16 protein-coding genes and 1 riboswitch are annotated in these 21,477 nt (G+C 45.1%); of the genes, 4 read left to right on the top strand and 12 right to left on the bottom strand.

The genetic code is table 11. The features are described 5' to 3' along the window. Positions 1-323: 323 nt before the first annotated feature. From BVI01S_RS10245 to lysA, 3 genes are all read right to left on the bottom strand, one after another. Positions 324-1,352, bottom strand: coding sequence for an ABC transporter permease subunit (locus BVI01S_RS10245; protein ID WP_061810078.1), 1,029 nt, complete (start codon positions 1,350-1,352; stop codon positions 324-326). Further along, positions 1,349-2,218, bottom strand: coding sequence for an ABC transporter permease subunit (locus BVI01S_RS10240; RefSeq protein WP_244886922.1), 870 nt, complete (start codon positions 2,216-2,218; stop codon positions 1,349-1,351). Before BVI01S_RS10240 ends, BVI01S_RS10245 begins: the two co-directional genes overlap by 4 nt. A gap of 110 nt (positions 2,219-2,328) precedes the next feature. After that, entirely contained in the window at positions 2,329-3,615 is a 1,287-nt protein-coding gene (lysA, locus tag BVI01S_RS10235) for a diaminopimelate decarboxylase (protein ID WP_061810077.1), read from the bottom strand. A gap of 113 nt (positions 3,616-3,728) precedes the next feature. Next, positions 3,729-3,905, bottom strand: a riboswitch (Lysine riboswitch). Positions 3,906-4,057: 152 nt separating this feature from the next. Between lysA and BVI01S_RS10230 the strand changes: the two genes are divergently transcribed. Continuing rightward, positions 4,058-4,846: a DUF2935 domain-containing protein gene (locus tag BVI01S_RS10230; protein ID WP_034762255.1), complete on the top strand. Its 789-nt coding sequence runs from the start codon at positions 4,058-4,060 to the stop codon at positions 4,844-4,846. A gap of 95 nt (positions 4,847-4,941) precedes the next feature. Here the strand turns inward: BVI01S_RS10230 and BVI01S_RS10225 are convergent, their stop codons facing one another. Next, positions 4,942-5,532, bottom strand: a complete 591-nt coding sequence (locus BVI01S_RS10225) for a helix-turn-helix domain-containing protein (RefSeq protein ID WP_034762248.1) — start codon at positions 5,530-5,532, stop codon at positions 4,942-4,944. Positions 5,533-5,624: 92 nt separating this feature from the next. Between BVI01S_RS10225 and BVI01S_RS10220 the strand changes: the two genes are divergently transcribed. Next, positions 5,625-6,584 (top strand): DMT family transporter, encoded by a 960-nt coding sequence (locus BVI01S_RS10220; protein WP_061810105.1) that lies wholly within the window; start codon positions 5,625-5,627, stop codon positions 6,582-6,584. A 41-nt stretch (positions 6,585-6,625) separates the two neighbouring features. Here the strand turns inward: BVI01S_RS10220 and BVI01S_RS10215 are convergent, their stop codons facing one another. The 8 genes from BVI01S_RS10215 to BVI01S_RS10180 form a co-directional block, all read right to left on the bottom strand. Next, positions 6,626-7,273 carry a 2OG-Fe(II) oxygenase gene (locus BVI01S_RS10215; protein WP_034762805.1) on the bottom strand — a complete coding sequence of 216 codons (648 nt, stop codon included), beginning with the start codon at positions 7,271-7,273 and terminating at the stop codon, positions 6,626-6,628. A gap of 346 nt (positions 7,274-7,619) precedes the next feature. Next, the gene (locus BVI01S_RS10210; protein ID WP_061810104.1) at positions 7,620-8,759 is read right to left on the bottom strand and encodes a mannitol-1-phosphate 5-dehydrogenase; all 1,140 of its coding nucleotides are present in this window, start codon (positions 8,757-8,759) and stop codon (positions 7,620-7,622) included. Positions 8,760-8,764: 5 nt separating this feature from the next. Continuing rightward, positions 8,765-10,834 carry a BglG family transcription antiterminator gene (locus BVI01S_RS10205; RefSeq protein ID WP_061810076.1) on the bottom strand — a complete coding sequence of 690 codons (2,070 nt, stop codon included), beginning with the start codon at positions 10,832-10,834 and terminating at the stop codon, positions 8,765-8,767. 85 nt (positions 10,835-10,919) lie between these two features. Beyond that, positions 10,920-12,827 (bottom strand): PTS mannitol transporter subunit IICBA, encoded by a 1,908-nt coding sequence (locus BVI01S_RS10200; protein WP_061810075.1) that lies wholly within the window; start codon positions 12,825-12,827, stop codon positions 10,920-10,922. A gap of 196 nt (positions 12,828-13,023) precedes the next feature. Continuing rightward, positions 13,024-15,069, bottom strand: coding sequence for a DUF4179 domain-containing protein (locus BVI01S_RS10195; protein WP_061810074.1), 2,046 nt, complete (start codon positions 15,067-15,069; stop codon positions 13,024-13,026). Positions 15,070-15,217: 148 nt separating this feature from the next. Next, positions 15,218-15,550 carry a hypothetical protein gene (locus tag BVI01S_RS10190; protein WP_061810073.1) on the bottom strand — a complete coding sequence of 111 codons (333 nt, stop codon included), beginning with the start codon at positions 15,548-15,550 and terminating at the stop codon, positions 15,218-15,220. 129 nt (positions 15,551-15,679) lie between these two features. Further along, positions 15,680-16,228 carry a hypothetical protein gene (locus tag BVI01S_RS10185; RefSeq protein WP_061810072.1) on the bottom strand — a complete coding sequence of 183 codons (549 nt, stop codon included), beginning with the start codon at positions 16,226-16,228 and terminating at the stop codon, positions 15,680-15,682. A gap of 162 nt (positions 16,229-16,390) precedes the next feature. Continuing rightward, a complete protein-coding gene (locus tag BVI01S_RS10180) occupies positions 16,391-17,224 on the bottom strand; it encodes an STAS domain-containing protein (RefSeq protein WP_061810071.1) in 834 nt (277 codons plus the stop codon). A gap of 364 nt (positions 17,225-17,588) precedes the next feature. On the opposite strand from BVI01S_RS10180, the gene asnB reads away from it, so the two are divergent. Further along, on the top strand, positions 17,589-19,412 hold the full coding sequence (asnB, locus tag BVI01S_RS10175) for an asparagine synthase (glutamine-hydrolyzing) (protein ID WP_061810070.1): 1,824 nt from the start codon (positions 17,589-17,591) through the stop codon (positions 19,410-19,412). Between the two features lie 353 nt (positions 19,413-19,765). Further along, positions 19,766-21,466 (top strand): S9 family peptidase, encoded by a 1,701-nt coding sequence (locus BVI01S_RS10170; protein ID WP_061810069.1) that lies wholly within the window; start codon positions 19,766-19,768, stop codon positions 21,464-21,466. Positions 21,467-21,477 lie beyond the last annotated feature (11 nt).

Raw genomic sequence — 21,477 nt, 5'->3', positions numbered from 1 at the left:
GGGACGAGAGTACTAGAAAAGCCCACGCTCCCCGGAGAGCAGGAAACAATTCTATGAAATTAGGTGCAGTTATTCAGTGGCTGGTGGAGGATATCATGTGAAGAATAACGAAAAAGCAGCTTACCATTCCATTCTCCGAAGACTAAAGTCCTCTTATATAATCGTGAAAAACTCCATGGAATAAGCGTTCAAATCGCTCATTCCCCGCTTGATCCGGGCTATCAGGATGAAACAGAAAAGAAAGAAGGCAGCATCCTGGCAGATGCTGCCTTCTTTCTCATTCGTTTTCCGGACTATAAACACAGGCCATTAGATACAGCCTCTCACTTCGCTTCTTTCACAAGTTGGAATATTTCTTTGTCTTTTAGGCATGTGGTTTCAGTTTCTTCAGCCGATCCTTCTTCTATTGAGGATTCCATAAGGGTTTCCACCACTTGTGTCGCCCCGATCAGCATCAACTTTGCAGACAGGATCGTCAAGGTGAAGAAAACGACAGGGATGAAAGATATCCACGGATAGGTCGTCCACAGGAATTGCCACCAGCCGCCGAGAAGACCCGACCATTCATGAGATAGGGAAGCCAGGAACGGATTGTCAAAAAGGTCTACCTCAAGTGATGATCCCCCTATATAAATGTTCAACACCCCAAGATGTGCAATCAACAGCATGATGATCATAAATTCCCTGATCGACACGAGAAGAATCTGCGGAAGAATAAAAGGACGAATATGATTCCTGATGTAATGACGCTTCGTTGCTCCCAGCACTTTCGCACTATCAATGAACTCGTGACTCATGATCCGGTCATATTCATTCGTAAATAGCAGGGTCAGACTCGGAAGTGAAATCATGATAAGAATGATCAGGTAAAAAATCGTTTTATCCGTAAAATCATAAGGGAATCCCTCAGGATGATGCAACGGACCGTCCAACATCATCCAATTCAATAATAAAAACGATAATAAGGTAGGCGGAAAATAGTTGGCGGCATCCACCATGTGATCAATGATTCTCCTGAATGGTTTTAAATAAAAGTGAAGGATCAACCCCATGAACACCGAAGGCAATACTCTGCAAAGCGTGATCACCAGCGCTGCCCCAATGGTATATTTCGCGCCAACGATGACGAGAAGGAAGATATTCCGGTTAAAATTGTCGGTGCCAAGGGGTGGATACTCCACGGGTGAATAGGGAGGGCTGAGAAGCTCCCCTTCTTCATTTTTCAAAAGATCCAACTTCGGCACCTCATCCCCCCACCCGACATAATAAACAAGACTTGCGGCAAACATACCAAACAGAAAGATAAACCCTATTATGAATGACGGATTCTTCATCAATTTTTTCAGCATCATATCGCCACCTTCTGCCCGGTCTTACGATCAACGATGGTTCTGATGAGGATGAGCAGGACGAAAACCGGCAGATAGAACATGATCAGACTGAAACAGATCACATCCATTTGAGAGAATGATAGGATGAAATGAGTGATGCCATAAATATTAAATAATCTTTCAAATACGATCAATGATGATAAGAGAAACAGAATGATGGATTTGGAATGATTCAATAAACTGAACGCGATATTCCGCAGGACATGGATGAAGAAAATCCAGTGCTTGGACATCCCCCTGCTTCTGATCAGATCAACATACGTCTTCCTGTATTCATCATTCACCAACAGATAGATGATCCTGAACAACATGATCGTCGGCAAGATGGACAGGGTCACAACCGGAACCAGATACACCTTTTCCTGGGAGCCGACGATTGGAAACAGAAGCACCCCTGTTTCTTTCAAGATGAAAATGACACTGTATTGAATGACGATCAAGATGAAGATATCAGGTGTGGATTCGAGCAAGTTAGTCGCCCTAAGGATGAACGTTGACCAGCCGGATGGCAGCAAATGTGTGAGGTACGCAAGGAAGATGCCCATGAGGATGGATAAAAGAAAGGCAGACAAAAAAATCGAAACAGAATAGAAATACGGCTCCCAGAAGGCCGGGAACATCGGGTATGAGTTGTTCGATTCATTCGTGATGGTCATCGATTCAGAATGGATGAGGGAGGTCGATATCTCCACAATGTTGAGCACATATTGTTTCAAACTGAGATCCACCCCTTCATTGAACAAACCGATGAGGCCTGTCAGAAGGATGATTCCGAACAGAACGAAGACAAATTTCAAAACCATGGAACCGATCGATTTGAGATTCATAGATTGATCCTCCGAATTCATTGGATAAAGTTACCTTTACATTACCATAATAAGCCAAAAAAACCCATAAAAAAAGGTGAAGCCGCTTCTGGACTCCACCTTTCTTTCCCCTACCGATCTTTTCTTACAAGGTCCGCATATGTCTCCCGCTCAATCACGACCCGGGATTCCCCGTTATCCACAAACACAACAGCCGGTCTCGGTATCCGATTATAGTTACTCGCCATGGAATACCCGTAGGCCCCCGTACTGAACACAGCCAGGATATCACCGTAATTCGTCGGCGGCAGCATCAGGTCCCAGATGAGCATGTCACCCGACTCGCAGCACTTCCCCGCGATGCTTACACGTTCCGTACATTCTTCATTCGGACGGTTCGCCAGTACCGCGTGATACTTCGCCTGATACAGCGCCGGGCGTATATTATCCGTCATCCCTCCGTCAATCGCTACATATGTCCGCAGGTCTGGAATGATTTTCTTTGATCCCACTTTGTACAACGTCGTACCTGCTTCCGCCACCATGCTTCGACCCGGCTCCACCCAGACTTCCGGGAGCGGGTATTCATTTTTCGCAAAATAGGTTTTCACACTATCCGTAATCCCTTTGACATAGGTCGGAATCGGCAGAGGCTGGTCTTCATCCGTGTACCGGACACCGAATCCGCCACCGATATTCAAGACAGGCATCGTAATGTCCAAGTCGATCCGGATCCGCTGCATGAAATCAGACAGCACCCGGATCGCCTGATCGAAGCCTTCCTGTTCAAAGATCTGGGATCCGATATGGGAATGGAGGCCGAGCAATGAGAAGTATGGCTTCCTGATCGCAAGCCCGATCGCCGTAGCCGCCTGACCGTTTGAAATGCTGAATCCGAACTTCGAATCTTCCTGGCCCGTCGTGATGTATTCATGAGTATGGGCTTCCACGCCCGGTGTGACCCTGATGAGGATCTGCACCTCCTGCTCCCGCTCTTTTGCCAGGTCGTGAAGCAGTTCAAGTTCAAGGAAACTATCGACGACAAAGCAGCCGATTTCAGCTTCAAGAGCCATTAGAAGTTCCTCTTCGGATTTATTGTTACCGTGAAAATGGATGCGTGCAGCCGGGAAACCAGCTTCAAGGGCCGTATACAATTCCCCTCCTGAGACCACATCCAGGGAGAGGTTCTCTTGTTCCGCCAGGCGCACCATTTCTTTACAAAGAAATGCCTTACTCGCATAAGCCACCTGATATTTCAGACCACTTTCATTGAATGCATCCCGGAACAATTTAGCATTCCCGCGAATCATCCCTTCATCATAAACCATCAGGGGGGTACCGTATCTTTCGACCAAATCACCCGTACCGATCCCACCGATTGTTAAATCCCCTTGAACATTCACTTCAACTGTACTCATATCCCTAACTCCTTTTGACTCTCTAAAAAACACAAAAAAACCGTATGAAGCAGATGCTCATACGGTTTTCCATCAAAGGTTACGGAACCAAGATGAAGACTATGTATTAACATCTCTTCAATAGTGCTCCACAACTTTTGCATTGTGACAGTCCAGCATTTCTTCAATGCTGGCCCAACAAAAAATAGAATTGGCTATTTTATGCTTCGGCGATCTGCCTTTCCCAACTTATCCCGGAATCCATTATTCTCAAAGAAGGTACTCATCATTCTCGCGCCTCTATTATCAGAGAGTGACTGTATATTTTTTATTGGCATAACTATATCATTCTCTTGAAATGGTTGTCAATGCTTTTTGTTCCCCCTGTAAGGACGAACAATCGGACATTTTTTCATAATTTCTTTAATACATATACAAGGAAACTACTCTAGGGGGATACTAAATGGCAAGTTACCAAGAAACAGCCCGATTTGAACATGGTTTTTGGTTGCAGGTACTTGGAGATCATGCACGGTTTATCCATGACTCTCTTGCTCCAAAAGAAAAAGAACTAATCAATACTGCCAATACATTTAAAAATGAGTGGGATCAACTGTTGAAACGCTCGAAACAGGATCCTGATATTTCTTTAAGCAGACAGGCAGAAGAGCTTAGCCTCCGTTTCAGGAAATTCAAACTTGAACTGATTAAACGTCATTTAACAGGGGATATCAGCATAGGTCTTGGACCCACATTTCTAAATCATATGGTGAATGAGCTTGAAGAATACCTCCGCGTTTTAAAATACTTGACCGAAGGCGAAAAGCCTCCCATCTTCCATGAACTCCACCATCACCTCTTGTGGCTGTTAGATGCGGCGGGACATGCCGGAGCCATCTCCGATAATATGGACCGGATAGAAACACAAATCAAGAAGCAAAGTGATGAATTCACAACAGATTTTGAAGCCTTTTACTTAAAGGCCGTTGAAATGGCAGGGTTCCTGCGGACAGAAGTGAAACACTTTCCTGCACTCGAACGATTCAATGATGATGTCAAACTTGAGATGAAGCTTTTTATGGGCTTTTTAGATGAGATTGAGGAAATGGAATTAAGCAAGACAGCACTCGGAACCTTCGCCGCTTTAATGGCCGATCATATGCTGAGGGAAGAATGCTATTACTTAACGAAACTCGCAGAAGCAACCAGCCAGCAAGGTCCGGACTGTGACCCTACAAAGCCCCGTATTTAACTTTGACACCTATCATTAAAAGATCCCCAGAGTTGATTAAATTCCGGGGATTTTCTTAATTCAGTTTTATTTTACAATACCATGCACAGAATCATTCAATCTGCCCGTCCAGTATAAATCATCACAAAATGGAGGACCGCTTCGGTTGATTCCATATTTATATAACTGTGTTCTTTATCCGCATGGAACTTGATCGAATCATACTGAGAGAGCTCAAATACTTCACCTTCCACTTTCACCTGTACCTTCCCTTCCATGACCGTCACAAATTCAGTCACGCCGGGCTGGTGGGCTTCGGCACGGTATTCGCTGTCTGGTTTTAGGAAAGCACGATGGGTTTCCAATGATCCGTACCCTGAAGAAGTGAACATTGGTTCAAGGGTCAGGGACTCATTGGCACTAATCACTTTGCTGCCTTCATTTCTCCTGGAAACCTGGACTTCCTGCTTTTCCACGAGGAGGGCTGATATTGGGATCGAAAGCCCATTCGCGATTTTCCAGATGATCGTCAAAGAGGGATTGGCCTCCCCTCTTTCAATCTTGCCTAAAGTCAATGTACTGACACTGGTCTTATCCGCAAGTTCCTGGAGGTTAAGCCCCCGCTCATTTCGAATGTTTCTCAATGTATTCCCGACGTGGCGGGCCAGCTTTTCCGGGTCCTTCCATGTCAAACCTTCATTATTCATCTTTCTACCTCTTTCTATCCTCAACGTTTTGAAGTATATTATAATATATATAAAACAAACTATAGTATATGTATCTGAAAGGAGTGCTTCTCATCAAAGAACTGACTATCGGTATCATTTCATCCATGTTCTTTGCCGTCACCTTCATCCTGAACCGGTCCATGGAGCTTGCCGGCGGAAGTTGGATGTGGAGTTCGTCCCTGCGTTTTTTGTTCATGCTCCCTTTCCTTTTCCTTATTGTAGGTTTACGAAAGAATATAAATCAAGTGTGGATTGAAATGAGGAAGAAGCCATACGAGTGGCTGACGTGGAGCTTTGTAGGGTTTGTCCTCTTTTATGGTCCTTTGACGTATGCGGCGGCATATGGACCCGGCTGGCTTGTTGCGGGAACGTGGCAATTTACGATTGTGGCCGGGATCCTGCTCGCTCCCTTGTTTTTCACATCAGGACCTGTGAGACGCAGGCACACCATTCAAAAAAGGGCTCTCGCCATTTCCTCGATTATTCTTATCGGCGTGATGTTCATCCAACAGGAAAATGCCGGTGGGCTGTCTCTTTCAGAAATGATTACAGGTGTCTTACCGGTGATTGTCGCAGCGTTCGCTTACCCCCTTGGGAACCGTAAAATGATGGAGGTATGCGGAGGAAAACTTGATCCCTTTCAACGGGTACTCGGAATGACGATAGCAAGCACTCCCTTCTGGTTGATCCTTGGAAGCTATGCATTGTTCAAAGTAGGCGTCCCCTCCACTGGTCAGGTGACACAATCCTTTATCGTGGCCGTTTGCTCAGGCGTGATTGCGACTTCCCTCTTTTTCCTTGCGACGAATATGGCAAGGCATCATCCCGGGAAGCTCGCGGCAGTGGAAGCGACCCAGTCGACCCAGATCCTGTTCGTCATCATGGGAGAAGCGGCCATCCTTTCCGTTCCCCTTCCGTCAGGGTTTGCTCTCCTCGGCATCATCCTGATCATCGCCGGCATGATCGTCCACACCGTCAACGTGAAAAAAATGAATGCCGGAGTCGTGAAGCCGGTGAAATCCGCAAGCTAAAAAGGAGGAGTAACCCACACTTGGGCTACTCCTCCTTTTAATTATTTAAATACCTGCCTTCTCATCCACTGGGTCGCAGCCCATTTATCCCCGATGACAACAGGCGCACCGCCATGAAGAGTCAAGTCGTTCAACTCTTGATTATCATAGAAATATTCAAAGTAAACGGCCATCCCTTTTTGTGGTGAAACCGATAGATTCAGTTTCGGGAAGTACGTCTCCCCGCCTTCCTCGACGTCGTTCAAGTACATGACAAGGGTACTGATCCTCGGGTTCTTCACCGGCCTTGCAGATGCTGAGAAGAAATCAAAGTGGGCTTTGTATTCCTGACCAGGTTTATAGTTAAGGATCTGCAGACCTTCCCCGTGCTCGACGGGTATATTCATGATTTGAGAGACTCGCTTCTCAACGCGTGTCACAACGTCATGAGTCTCTTCTAAAAACACAGAACTACTTGTTCTTAGTCCATCAACTGTACGCGTGTTTCCGATTTTCGAACGCTCAACACGGTCCTTGGACAGCTGAATGAGTTCATCACATTCTTCATGACTCAGCACATTGCCAAGCACGACGATCAGGGGCTCCTCCATTTTCGCGATGATCTGGATATCCCGGTCTTCCGTCTTGATCTTATTCCCCGTATGGTGAAAAATCGTTTGTTCCTTTACAGCTATTTCAGTCGTATTCATTGCCAACTTTCATCAACCTCTTATCGTATTTTTAACATTCTGAATTCTTACATTGGTGGAAGCATTCTTTGAATCTTCCAGACTGGAAAAACGATAGCAACTTTAGGCATAACTGTATATTGTATTCGGTTGTTTCCTCCTGCATGTCAAAATATGAGAGTGTATTTTTATATATTTTACACCCGGTATGAAGGGAATTCTATCTTTATTTTTTCATTTTCCGCTGAAAAATAATGAGGATGACTTAGGTGTAGGATTGGCGTGGGTTGATGGATGTCACAGAAAGGACACGTAGTCAAAACTCATAAAAAAAAGACTGCCGGATTCCATCCGACAGTCCATCCATTTATTTCTTCAATGCTTCATACTGAACCATTACTTCTTTCACGATTTCACTATCCGCATCCAGTCCGCTCACTTTTTCCAACACATGAGCCGGTCCTTGCTCCTTGATCATGCCCTGGATTTCCATGGCCTGTTCGTCTTCAGGATTGTCGAACAGGAGCGCTGCTGCAATCGCTTTGGCAAGATACGAATAAGACAGTCCTGCTTTTTGAGCTTCGGTGGTCGGGCGGATCAAGCGGTCATCGGGACCAAGCTTTCTGATCGGCGCACGTCCCACACGTGTCACATCATCATTCAAGTAGGCGTTTTTGAAGCGTTCGATGTTTTTCTCAATATAAGCAAGATGGTCGTTTTCATCCAGACCATATTGCTTCACAAGGTAGGCACCTGTTTCTTTCAAGGTCTCCTTCACTTGTGCAGCGATTGTGTCATCGGCCAATGTCTGATCAATGGTAGATTTCCCTTGCAGATATCCAAGGTAAGCAATGACGGCGTGGCCTGTATTCACCGTGAACAGCTTCCTCTCGATGAAGGGTGCAAGATCTTCCACGATCGTCATTCCTTCAACAGGCGGGATTTCTTCCGTCGTCTCAACCACCCACTCGTAGTATGGCTCAACGAGGACGTCCAATGAACCTTGATCCTGCATCGGTACAATGCGATCCACCGCTGAATTGAAGAAGAAGACTTTACCTTCAAGCTTTGCAGCCGTATTTTCATCAAGATTTTCCAAGATATGCTTTTTCAAAATATCCGTTGCACCGATCTGGTTTTCACATGCGATGACGTATAACGGTTCATCTGAAGAGGCCACTCGCTTCGTGATCCCTTTAGCGATCAGGGGTGCGATCCGTGGCAGGATGTTCGGTCCGATTGCCGTCGTCAGGTAAGTAGACGAGACGATCGTATCGATCACTTCGCCTTCCTGATGAAGGTTGTTCAGGCCGGACACATTCTCGATCGTTTCCGTTTCCATCTTTTCCGTTGCAAGCTTCACTTCATAGCGTCCCTCTTCATTCAGTTTATTGATCACTTGTTCCGCAATATCCACAAAGGTCACATGGTAACCTGATTGGGAAAACAATGCCCCGATAAACCCTCTGCCTATGTTTCCTGCTCCAAAATGTACGGCTTGTTTCAACATCATCATTCCTTTATCAAATTAGTTTGTAAGTAGTCCAGAAAGATTTCTTCTAATTTCTTTAAAATGATCGCTTCGTTCGTGGACGAATAAATCATCATCGATCGATGATCTTCGATTAAACTTGTTGAGATCAGGCTGAGGATTTCCTGTTCCCGCCTGCTCAATTCTTCCGGGGCAAGCATCAGGAGAAGGCTCTTCATCTCCATCTCCGCACCATCCATCCCCTTGATCTTGCAAGGTTCATCCAGATGGGCCACTTGGAAGATCAGTTTATTTACGTTATGATCACGGCAATGGAAAAGCCCCATATTCGTGTTCGGGATGCCCAGTCCGCCTTTCTTCTCCCTTTCCATCAGTTGGTCCAGGACCGCTTGAGGCTGTTGTAGAAGTCCGTCCCGGTCAGCCTGCTCCACCATTTCACTCAGGATCCTGACGTGATTTCCCGCAGACTGCTTCCGGTATACGCGGAAATTGGTAAGGATGGCTTCCATGCTGGAATGGACATCTTTGATCTCTTGAAGGAGCATTCTCACTTCGCCTTTCCCGTCAGACTTCGGGGATGGTTTCAAATATTTTTTCCTCGTCAGCTTCTCCACGTTATTCTGGAGGTAGCTTTGGATGAAACCGATGTCCTTCTCACTCAATAATGGACTCACGAGAATATACTCCACTTCCGTAAAGGGAAGCCTGACGGTGGAAATGACAATGTCGTACTCCTCGAGATCCGCATTCTGAAAATCCTTGATAGACAGGATTTCCACCTTGTTGATCATGCTCAACTCCCGCTGGATGCGGCTTGCGAGCATCTTTGAGGTCCCGATTCCTGTCGGACATACGACCACGGCCTGGATATTGACCTTTTCTTCATTCATCAGCATGGCGGATCCGAAATGAAGGACGATGAACGCCACCTCATCATCTGGAAACGAGATATCCTTGAACTCCATCTCCAGACTCTTTTTCACGGCTAAAAATAAAACCGGATACTTCTTCCTGATTTCATCCGTCAGGGGATTGAAAAGATCGAGCTCCTGTTGCAAACGGAAGATGGACGGTCCCATATGGGCAAGGAGTCCCTGAAACAGGGAAAAATCATCGGACAGATCAACGTGGAGGTCCACCGATACATCCTTGATGACATTTTTGATCAGATGCCCAAGAAGGATGCTGTCGTAGTATACAACTTCTGGATCCTGTACCTTTGATCCTTTCAAGATGACGGTCAAGAATTGAACGTCCAGATGGTTGATTGAAACGGAAAGCCGCTGTTTCAGTTCCCGGCATATCCTGTCCATCAACTGGAACTCACCTGGTGCCCCTTCTTCGGATGGTTCCCTTTGCTGTAATCCGAAGCCCTTCTCGGTTCGCTGGACTGTCAGGCAGATATGCACGACAAGACCGATATAATCACTGTCCGTTAACGTGATCTGCTCTTCTGCCAAATGGTGATTCACCACCTGGTCGACGGCGAGTAAATAGTCCGGTTTGAAATAACCGAGAACCGGTTCATCAAGATGATGGCCCTTTTGCATCCCATACAGGGTCTCGATAATGTCTTCATAAAAATGAACCAGAAAAAAACTTGCCAGAGCATGACGCTTGTCGACTTCTTCCGCCACAAGCTCAACCCCAACCCCTCGTTTTCTTGTCAGGGTGATTCCGTACTTCTGAAGCCAATCTGCAAGCTCATCCAGATATGAAGACAGGGTTGTCACGCTGATTCCGAGCTGACTCGCCAGCACCTGCTTTTTAAAAGAAGGACCTTCATGCAGAAGGATGATCAGGAGATTCAGCTTTCGTTCCTCAGGTGTTTCGTCGGTCGGACTCACATCCGCAAGATTTTGTATTAAACGATAGATATGCTCATTCTTCCCATCAATGAACAGACCTTCATTGGCCGTCCTTTTCAATTCCAGGTGATACTGTTTTAATATACTTTCAATTGATTTCAAATTTCGCTGTACGGTTCTTCCGCTCACATTCAAAAATGCAGAAAGAGAGTACACGGTATGTTTGCCTGATGTTTTTACTATCAATTCAATAATGGCTTTTTCCCTTGAAGTAATAAACATACTTTCCCCTCTTTCCCTGTCATGAGCTTTTATCAAAACAAATGAGAACAGAAAGGCAGGGATCCCGCCTTTCTGAATGATTTCTCTAGTTGCTGTTGATGATGTCTTTCAGTTCTTTGGCTGACTTCGCCTGAACCATCTGGTCGACGTTTTCCTGCTCTGAGCAGACAACGGCGATGCCGGATAGGATTTCAAGATGTGTACCGTCTTTACCGGCGATACCGAAGATCATCTTCGCCTTTTCACCGTTGAAGTCGACGCCGTCCGGTACTTGAACCACGGTGAATCCGGATTTGATGACGGCTTTCTTCGCGTCTTCCGTACCGTGTGGGATCGCTACATTATTACCCATATACGTAGATGTGATGCCTTCTCTATCAATCATAGCATCTACATAGCTTTCTTCCACATACCCTGCTTTGACAAGAGCTTCCCCGGCGAAACGGATCGCCTCTTCTTTCGTGGCAAATGACTGATTCATAAAGATATTCTCTTCAAGAAGAAGATCGTCATCGTGATCTGCATTCGGTTCAGCATTAACTGCTTCCTCTTCTGCTTCTTCGACAACCTCTGCCTGTTCGTCCGTGATCCCGTCTTGAAGACTCGCAATCAGCTTGTCGTACTCAGGACTGGATAGGAAGTTATCCACAGAAATATGATACACATTCGGTAGTTTATTTTTTGCACGAGGCGTCAGTTCTTCTTGTGTGATGACGACCTGAGCATCTGATGGAAGATTGCTGATCGATGTATTTGTCACGCTGACATCGAGATTTGCCGCCTTCACTTTTTTACGCAGAAGGGACGCACCCATTGCACTCGAGCCCATACCTGCATCACAGGCAAAGACAATTTTGTTTACTTCTTCCGGCAGGGTTCCCTTGCTCACATGTCCCGCAACAGAACTCTTCTTGCCTTTCATTTCCTGCATTTTCTTTGTTGCACCTTCAATATCTTCGTCTGTCGCTTTGCTTGATTTCAAGACGATGGCAGACACGATGAAGGATACGACTGTTGCAACAAGTACCGCTGCAAAGTTAGCCAGATACGCCATTCCTTCAGGAGGAGTAACGGCCGTAATAGCAATGATACTTCCAGGTGACGCTGGTGAAACCAGTCCTCCACCTAATAAAACAAGAGTAAATACTCCGCTCATTCCACCAAGGATGACGGAGATGAATAGCATCGGCTTCATTAATACGTATGGGAAGTAGATTTCATGAATCCCACCAAAGAAGTGAATGATTCCTGCTCCAGGTGCTGATTGCTTCGCTGTTCCTTTTCCAAAGAACATAAATGCAAGCAGGACACCAAGACCTGGTCCCGGGTTAGCTTCCAATAGGAAGAGAATCGATTTTCCACCCTGTTGAACCTGCTCCAGCCCGATTGGTGACAGGACACCGTGGTTGATGGCATTATTTAAAAATAGAATCTTCGCTGGTTCGATCAGGATACTGGTTAATGGAAGCAGGCCTGCTGCAACCAGCCAGTCAACACCTTCAACGAGTAGACTTGTAAATGCGTCCACTGCAGGTCCGACACCTAAGAATGCCAGAATGGCAAGGATTCCCCCAAGGATACCCGCCGAGAAGTTATTCACAAGCATTTCAAATCCTGCTCTGATCTTCCCTTCGATCACTCCGTCAAACTTCTTGATCACATATGCTCCGAGCGGCCCCATGACCATGGCACCCAAGAACATCGGTGTATCAGGTGCACCGACAATGACACCCATTGTCGCGATGGCACCCACGACCCCACCGCGCTGGTCGTGTACGAGTTTACCTCCTGTATAACCGATCAATAATGGTAACAGGTACGTAACCATCGGCCCCACCAGTTTGGCAAGGCTTTCATTTGGAAAGAACCCAGTTGGTATGAACAACGCTGTAATTAAACCCCAAGCGATAAATGCACCTATATTCGGCAGAACCATAGAACTGAGGAAGTTACCAAACTTTTGTACCGCAACTTTCATATTGGATTGCGCCACTTCTCTCATCCTTTCATGTATAAATAATAATTTCTTATTTTAATGATAGGCCTTACAGCATGGGGGTTTCAAGAATGATGAAAACTAACTTTGTCACCCTGGTGACGACAAACCTATTGTTTCTCTGAATGGGGAAGATATTCCGGTGGTGGATCAAGAAAAAAGGGAACAGCATGGTACTGTTCCCTTTAAGCCGTTATTCCAGCTTCACCTTCACCGAATCGTCCAGGTATTTGGTGGTGCTGTAGCCGTCGATGACAAGCTCTGTCGGCACGACGTCATCACTGGAGCCATCGTTGTAAAAATCAATGGTTTGTTCCGTTTCAAAGTAACGGGGCTGGTCCAGTTTCTCGTACTCATAGGAACCCGGCTCATACTTCTTGCCATCCTTGTCCATTAATATGCCATCCCCGCCACTGACTCCGATTGAGTAGTAATCTTCCTCTTCTTCCGCAGTCTTATAATATAAATAGTTCACACTTTCATACTCACGATCTTTCGGCAAGTCGTGTGTGAGGGTCACCTGTGTCGGGCTACCGATTTTGATTTCATCAATGGTGATCGTGTTACCGAGATACTCTATCGTATCCGGCAACTCTTTATTTACATCGAGTTCAATGACTTTTTGATCCTTTACAAAAAGATGAGCCGCTCCAAATCGGATGGTCACATCTTTCGGATCATCGAAATAAAGCGTGTCAAAGGCCGTTTTAAAGGAATTCCATCCCTCATTATCAGAAGCTCCTCCATACATCATACCCCCGAATTTATCCGCTTTCCATTTTTTATCTTTCGATTCAATCGACTCAAAGGTCATCATATCGATCCGACCATCCTTTTCTTGCTCCTGAAAGCTATATTCAAGAACCGTTGCAGTTGGAGCGATCGTCATTTGATCCAATCGGACCGGTATGCCTGCCACTTCCATCTTCTTATCCAGCTTATGGACACGGGATGGCTGCTTTTCGAATGGAATCTCAAAGCTCCAACCCCCTTCGGCAAATCTCATTTCCCCGCCGCCGATCAATTCGCCGGTTGAAGGATCTTCGTTTAATTGCATGAGTCGTACAATCTGTAATCTTATCGTCCCCTCGTCCACTGAGACCGGCTGGAGACTGATGGTTCCCCTATAGACATTTTTCTTATCATTATGTAGGTTTTCCTGATCCCGGGGAGGAGAATAGAAACTGGATTGCTCGTCCCTCTTCATGACATCGTATTCGTTTTCGATGATGACCCCTTCATAAGGGTTCATCATATAACGATTTTCCCCCTTCATGTCTTCTACTTCATAAAAGACGAGCGTCTGCACGTCATCCGCGACAACACTCTTGATCGTAACCTTTACACCGTCACTCTCCGACTCCAGGTCGAGACGTTCACCAAGATTGTGCTGGAGAATGGCCCGGAGCTGTTCATCATCCTCCGTGTAAGAATAGTAGAGACTAGCAAACCCACCGGTGATAAACCCTGTAACGATCAGGAGTACAAATATTCCCGCGAAGGAAAGGAGGATCGATTTCCGTTTCTTCCTCCGCTTCTGTCTCTGTGCTTCCCTTTGATCCAGTCTGTTTCTGACTCTCTCCATGACATCAGCCGGTAGATGGGTCTCTTCTGCCAATTCGGCAAGGGCGAGAGTCACTTCCTGAAACGAAGCGAGGTCTTCCTGACAATTCGTGCAATGATATATATGTATTTCAAAATCCACCTTTTCCGGTCGATCCATCGTTCTTCCTAAGTAATCCAGATAATGCTTCCGATACTTGTGGCAGCCTTTCACTTCAGGGTCCTTCCCCATCATTTCACGAAGCTTCCGTATGCCTCTGAATAAGCGGGACTTCACTTCATCAACCGAAATATCAAGAATATGGGCGGCGTCATCCTGGTCGCACCCTTTCATATAGACTAAGGCCACCGCTTCTTTATCAGCTGCTCCCAAGTGATGAAACGGGTGAAAGGGATCATCATCTGAACTAACAGATGGTTCCGATACCTTTTTACATTCCTCCAGAAAAATCCTTGTAGCCGCAGCTGAATGAACCTTCTTCCGTTTTCGAGACTCATCTTCCAGGCGGATAATCGAGCGGTAAAAAAGATCCTCCATCTCCTGATGATGATTCGTGAAAGCCAGAGCCAATGCATAGAACGAATGCCTATCCTCTTCGTACCGGGCAATGATCGGTTCGATATCCCTTTCATAAGTCCTGCTCACCGGTACGGTACCGGTTTCCAGTTTTGCCATAACCGTCTTCCCTCCTTCCTTTTTCCTACTCATAATTATTTCAAAATTCCCAATACTTCACAATGCTTTTCTTAAAATTTGATTGAGTTGGCATCAAACATACAAAAAGAGGTCTGGATCACGTTGGATCCAGACCTCCTTCTTTCTATTATAATTGATCGATTTCACCCAACTGGGATTGCATATCGAGTTTCACCATCTCTTGTGCTTTAGAAAAGGTGAACACTTCGTTCGATACCCAGTGATTATATAATTTAGCCAGGGCGTTCCGGTGATAGACCGTGCCTTTCACCTCTGTAAAGAAATAGATGATCAACAGATTGGTCACGTCGACTGGAAGGTTCTTCTTACGTTCTATCCCCTTCAATGAGAGGATATCTAATCCTCTTAATGGACTGCCGATCACGGTTTCTGCCATGTGAAAATGATCAGCTGTCTGACATAATGCCACGAGTTCCGGATTCAATTCTTCAAATTTCAAGTGAATTCCCCTTTTATATAATACATAGATAGTGAACGAAAGATCGTTACACTTCAAGTCCTCTTAGATTGTAGGATTAACTACTATGTAGTATAACAAAAAAATGGCACAGGCAGACACTTCAGTGTGTTAATTTTTACTCAACCAAAATTCCATGACCTTTTCATTTGTGGAAGGATAGATCAGCCTCTTCACCTGGAGCTCGGTCAAATAGCACTCCGTTACCCAACCAGGCAGGTCCACACTCTTCTCCTTCCAAAGACGGGTTCGCTCCAAAGCATCCTCTACACTCATTTGCACCCATGTATCGGTGATCATATTCTCTCCATCACCGGATCCATCTTCCACCAATGGATGGAGGGAACGATTGTAGTATGGGATGCCATCACCAAAATGGCTTAGGTTCCTCACCCATATGGTGCTTTCCCTGGGAAGGAACCCAATCGTCCTTGTACCTGACGTTTGCATCGTATTCTCCTCCAAGTAGCAGAAACAACCGTCCCAGTCACGGTCTGCTTCTTTCGGAAAGATTATTTCTGTTGTGAAAATCGTTTGACCGGTATGAAACAGATTATGAACGACACGGTTGATGAAACCCGGATCCTTCTCCTTATGTGTAGCAGGTGATTCACATGTGAATCCATTTTGATGAAAACGGATCATCTTGACGAATTGCATGGCGCCCCCTCCTTCTACGGTGAATTTTATTCAAGGGCATACCTTGCCAAATTCACTCTATAATGGAGGTAATTCCCTATATAAAATGACTTCAAACAAAGTATGAGTAATTAAATAAAAAAAAAAGAGCGTTCAACTAGACGCCCTTTATCTTTCAATCTACTATACTTGTTCGTTTAATGCACGTTCGAGAGTCGATGTGACCGAAATATTTTCAAATGAAATCCCCAACTGAATCGCCGTTTGGGCAATTTCCGGACGAATTCCGGAAATCGTACTCTTCACACCGATTAAATTCAGGCTTTCAATAATTTGAAATAACTGGTGGGCAACCATTGTGTCTACCATTATGACCCCTGATAAATCAATGAAAAGATGCTCGACATTCTTTTCGACACACTCAGCCAGGGTATTTTCAAGAATGTATCTGGCTCTTCCCGTATCAATGTCGCCGATCAAAGGCAGGACTCCGGTTTTTTTATTCAACAAGATGACTGGAGAACTCAATTCCCTGATTATTTCCTGCTGGGCATTCAACCGTCTTTGGGAATACTCGTAATTTTCTTCTGCAAATTTGGAGATGACAAGGCTGAAGGTTTTGATGATGATATTTCTTAATGACTCAAGTTCATCAAGTGAATAATCATTGCCATGCAAACGAATGAATTCCTTTAAAATATCTAGATATTGGTCCTGAGTCCTGAAAAACTCCCTAAGAATGAAATGTGTAGGGGTCTGCAAGTGTTCTTCATCCTTGGCAATCTCTTCGATCCATTGTTCAAAGTTACATAGAGTATCCTGGTCAACGTCTTTAAAAAGGTTACAGAATCGCTCGTGGAAAGCATGATTCTGTTCCTTCAGTGTCTGGATCACTTTAAGATCCTGGGAGGCATATACGCCAGTGGGATCGCTTTTATCCAATGATTCGTACCAATTCTCCGTCAACTGCCACGTTCGTTCGCTCATAAACGTATAAAACTTTTCCGATACTTGCATATTCGACCTACTCTCTTTTAAGGATGTTCAATTGTTTAATAGTCCGTTCTTAAATCATCATTTTTATCCTTATACGAGTAATGTACTATGTCCCACCTTTAAAAGAAAGAGAAAAGTATGCTCAAAATTCCGCTTCAATTTTATTAAGGCAAAGGACATGCCTTTTTAGGAGTTTTTTGGAAGGAAAGAACGACCTTTTACATTTTTTCTCAAAAATAAACGGTAATCCTTTGACGTTCACAAGATAGTAGATTTACCATTTAACGTGAACCCGTAACAGGGATCGTTTAATAAATGCTTCAAAACCCATTTCATAGTTGAGCGCTCAACGTGAATGCAATTAAAGAAAGAAGGCGTATGGAATATGTGTGGAATTGCAGGTTGGATTGATTGGTCCAAAGACCTTACAAATGAGGGACGGACCTTAAAGAATATGACCGATGCCATTGAGCACCGTGGACCGGATGCAGAGGGAAGCTGGCTGAAGGGTCATGCTGCACTCGGGCACCGCAGATTGATTGTCATCGATCCGGATGGCGGCAAACAGCCCATGCTCTATCAAAACGAAAAAAACACCATTGCGTTAACGTACAATGGAGAACTTTATAACTATCTGGAGCTCCGGAAAGAGCTAACAGAGAGGAATCATCCATTTACAACGAACTCCGATACAGAAGTGCTACTGCGTGCTTACCTAGAATGGGGTGAAGACTGCGTCCGTCACTTCAACGGCATCTTCGCTTTTGGGATCTGGGATGAGGAAAAAGAAAAACTCATACTCGGTCGTGATCATTTGGGGGTAAAACCTTTATTTTATACGATTAAAGAAGATCAGATCTTGTTCGGCTCCGAAATCAAAGCCTTACTTGCCCACCCTGACGTTCAAGCAGAAATCGATACAGAAGGATTATCTGAAGTATTCGGCCTCGGACCGATGAAGACACCAGGAAAAGCCATTTTCAAAGATATATATGAAGTTCGCGCCGGCCATTACATGACTGTCACAAAAAATGATCGCAAGACCGTCCAATATTGGAAACTTGAAAGCAAAGAGCATTCGGATGATGTTGAAACCACTGTACAAACCATTCGAGGTCTGCTTGAAGATACGGTCAAGAGACAGCTGATCGCAGATAAACCACTTGTATCCATGCTCTCTGGCGGCCTCGATTCAAGTGGACTCACAGCGATTGCAGGTAAGGAGTTCAAGGAGGAAAACAAAGTGCTTCCAACCTACTCCATCGACTTCGTGAATAATGAAGAAAGCTTCAAGGAAGATTTCCTGAGACGCGACCTTGATGAACCTTGGGTGAAGCGGGTATCAGATCATGTAGGGACGGACCATACTTCGATTGTCTTTGATGCGGAGAAACTTGTGGAAAATCTTCTCATCCCTATGCGTGCAAGGGATCTGCCGGGAGTCGGCGAAATTGAGACCTCCCTCTACCTTTTATTTAAGGAAATGAAAAAGGATGCCACCGTCGCATTGTCGGGGGAATCCGCAGATGAAGTGTTCTCCGGATATCCGTGGTTCCATCAGGAGGAGTTCCTCGCTGCCGATGTATTCCCGTGGCTCCTGAATATCGGAGGAATCGCCGGTGTCCTGAATGAAGACTTGAAAAACAGGCTGAACATCAAGGAATATCAAAAGCAGCGCTATCAGGAAGCACTCGCAGAGCTACCCGTGTTAGAAGGCGAAAGCGATACTGAAGCAAAGCAAAGGCGAATGTCCTATATGTTCATCACCCGCTTCCTTCCGTTCATGCTTGACCGCAAAGACCGTGCGAGTATGATGACGGGCTTTGAAGTGCGCGTACCATTCTGTGATTACCGACTCGTCGAATATTTATGGAATATCCCGTTCGAGATGAAAAATATCGATGACATCGAGAAGGGCATCCTCCGCAGGGCATTCAAAGGATATTTGCCGGATGATGTGCGGAACAGACGGAAGAGTGCCTATCCTAGTACGAAGGATGATGCGTATCTCATAGGAGTCCAGAAGTGGATGACCAATATATTGGATGATTCCACCTCCCCGATTCTCCAGTTGATCGATGTAGAAGCTGTCAGAAAGATTGCAGACGGAGAAAGCAGCCTTTCTGATTCTAGTGCAAAAGGTTTATTGGATTATTTAATCCAAGTGAATGGATGGTTGAAAGAGTACAGCATTAAAGTGGCAATATAATCTGTAGGAGCCATGGGACAGGTCCCCTGGCTCCTTTTCCTGTTCATGGAAGCGGAAGATGCGTCGAATTGTATACGTATTTATCAATTTCCGGGGAAATAGTTGTAGAAGTATGTAAGATTATTGCCTATCGAATCTCCATCCAGGCTACTTGTAACAGGATTGCTTCATTTCCTGAAATTCATCCTCATTTATTTTATCTTGCCTATCCTCCCACCAAATGGAATAATATACCTATAACTGAGTGTATTTCCAAGGAGGAATGACTTATCCGCACTGCAACGGAAGTCGAACATTATTTCCACACTACTGAAATCAGCACGTTCACTATTAATGAAAACGAAGACACACTTGTGTTCAGCACGAACCTTAACGGGACCTTTAATCTTTGGGCCATGGATCTTCCCCACTTGTTCCCTTATCGGCTAACGACCATCAATCAGAATAGTAGTCTCATCCATATCCATCATAATCAAATCATCGCCACATTTGAGAAGGATGGGGATGAAAATTACCAATTGCACCATTTGCCTAAATCAGGCGGGACTCCACTCCCCTTCCATGAGGTGGAATCCGGTTCAACGTGTTATCACGCCTGCTTTACCAATCAGGAAATGTATTACTCTACCAATCACGAAAACCCATTGTTGAACATTTACAAAACTGATTTACAAACGGGCCATACCACCCTTATCCAACAAGGTGATCATGTTCCGATCGTTGTGGCAGCCGCCTCTTCCGACGGGTCTTATGTTTATACAGAAACGTACTCCAACACCCATGCCACTGCCTTTTACCAGACTGGAGACAGTAAAGTGCCACTGGTCCCGGATGTTCACACCGCTCATACAATCAAGGACATTTGCTTGACCAAGGAGTTTATCTATTTCACAACGAACTATGGAAAAGAATTTTCATATCTTGCTTCTTTTAACCTTTCAACCTATGAATTCCAGCCTCTTTTTACATTGGATAAAGAAGAAATCACTTCGATCCGGTTCCATCAACAATCAAATAAGATCGTCATCACAGCGGAAAAAGGCGTAAGGGATCATCTATATGTCTATGATTTGTCGACGGATGAGGGAGAGAGAATCGATACCCCCTGCGATGTTATAAAAAAAATAATAGTCACCAAGAATGGAAACCTCTATGTGCTTGGGATTTCTGCTGACAAAACGGATACCATCTACAAAAGGGACACGAACGGCAGCTGGACACAGGTGACGAATACCAAAGTACTTGGCGTGCCTGAAGAAAACATGATTAAACCGGACATCGTCCACTATGAAAGCCATGATGGCCTGGTAATCGAAGCCCTGCTGTACAAACCGGAAAGTCCCAATGGAATCACCATCCTCTGGCCACATGGGGGACCTCAGAATGCAGAGCGTATGATCTACAGACCTGTGATCCAGTACCTCGTCCAAAGCGGCTACACCCTCTTTGCCCCCAACTTCCGGGGCAGTAAGTGCTACGGGGCAACATTCGAGAAGATGGTGGAACAGAACTGGGGGGACGGACCTCGACACGACTGTGTCGCTGGAATGGAATGGCTCATACAAGAGGAGTTTGCTGAAAAGGGCAAAATCGTGGCGATGGGCGGAAGCTATGGCGGTTATATGAGTCTGCTTCTAGCAGGAAGACATCCCGAGTATTTCTGTGGGATTGTCGACATATTTGGCATATCGAATCTTTTAACCTTCCTGAATAATGTACCGTCTAGTTGGAGAACCCTTATGGATCAACTGGTTGGAAATCCTGAAACAGACTATGAGAAGCTTGTAAGAGACTCACCTATTACCTATATCGACCATATGAATTCTCCGATGTTCATCATCCACGGGGAGAACGATCCGAGGGTGAAGACGGAGGAGTCGGAGCGAATGGTAAATGAATTAAAAAACAAAGGGGTCTCTGTTGAATACCTCCATTTTCATGATGAAGGTCATGGTTTTTCTAAGAAAAAGAATGAAATGCGGGCCAACAAAGAAATCCGCAGATTTTTGGATAGGCTGGTGGAGGCAGATCATGAGTCCCTCCTTCAAAGATAGAGAGACTTTAT

Source organism: Rossellomorea vietnamensis NBRC 101237 (assembly GCF_001591825.1).
Classification (GTDB): Bacteria; Bacillota; Bacilli; order Bacillales; family Bacillaceae_B; genus Rossellomorea; species Rossellomorea vietnamensis.
Note: the sequence above shows the minus strand (reverse complement) of the source record. Positions and strands in the feature narration are given on the sequence as shown.